Genomic DNA, 1,000 nt, shown 5'->3' with positions numbered 1-1,000 from the left:
AGACGGTCAAATCCAGCTCGTGCGGGTTCGCGCCGAATCCCGCAGAGAGCGCGCCCTGCGGATCAAAATCCACGAGTAAAACTTTACGCCCGCATTCAGCAAGGGCCGCACCAAGATTAATGGTTGAGGTGGTCTTACCCACCCCACCCTTCTGGTTCACCATCGAGATGATGCGCGCGGGACCGTGCTGTTGTATGGGCGCGGGGTCGGGGTATTCGCGGAGGGGGCGGCCGGTGGGCCCGAGTTCTTGTTCCGGTGCTTCAGTCAACTATGTCACCTTCGTGTGCGAAATTTACTGTTGATTATAAGGTTACAGTATTTGCCCCGTATCCCAGAGCCTAAACGTGAGGTGGAACTCAGGGGTACAGGGCGGTTGAGGTTGAACGGATGCGTTCAAGCTCTCTGCTACTGCCCAGAGTCGATGTGCGTGCGTGGCTTTATGTTCTCGGGCGGCACAACGGGAATCTGTTTGGTTGGCGATTTCTGAGCCACTGCATCATCCACATACTGGTCGCCGTGCAGGGCATCCCCCATGGTGTTCTCGTCAAAGGGAAGTTCGCCTTTTAGGACGGAACGCACCCTGTCCATGTCAATCTCTTTAACGGCTTTACCCATGAGCACGGTCGCCACGGCGTTGCCGGTAAAGTTCGTAACGGCGCGCGCCTCGGACATGAAACGGTCAATACCCACACTCAGCCCCACACCGTTCACGAGGTCAGGGCGGTGCGACTGCAAACCACCAGCCAGGGTAGCGATACCCGCACCCGAGACACCAGCGGCACCCTTTGAAGCAATAATCATGAAAACCAACAGAGAAAGCTGTTCACCCAGCGCCAGCGGGGTACCCATTGCCTCGGCCACGAATAGTGCGCTCATGGTCAGGTAGATAGAGGTACCGTCCAGGTTATAGGAGTACCCGGTGGGCTCAACCACACCCACTACAGGTTTTGAGACTCCAAGGTGTTCCATTTTAGCGATCTGCCGCGGCAAGGCTGCCTCA

The 1,000-nt window shown here is 57.0% G+C and carries 2 protein-coding genes; both read right to left on the bottom strand.

What is annotated here, in order from left to right; all coding sequences use genetic code 11:
- Window positions 1–268: ParA family protein (locus Q4P78_RS09540; RefSeq protein ID WP_303340130.1), on the bottom strand; the 268-nt coding region annotated here is incomplete at its 3' end.
- Between the two features lie 137 nt (window positions 269–405).
- Window positions 406–1,000, bottom strand: a 595-nt coding sequence (locus tag Q4P78_RS09535; protein ID WP_303340129.1) for a cation:dicarboxylase symporter family transporter, incomplete at its 5' end; no start/stop codon positions are given.

The organism is Rothia sp. (in: high G+C Gram-positive bacteria) (assembly GCF_030540545.1).
Lineage (GTDB): Bacteria > Actinomycetota > Actinomycetes > Actinomycetales > Micrococcaceae > Rothia.
The sequence above is the reverse complement of the archived record's forward strand: the minus strand, read 5'-3'. Positions and strand labels throughout refer to the sequence as shown.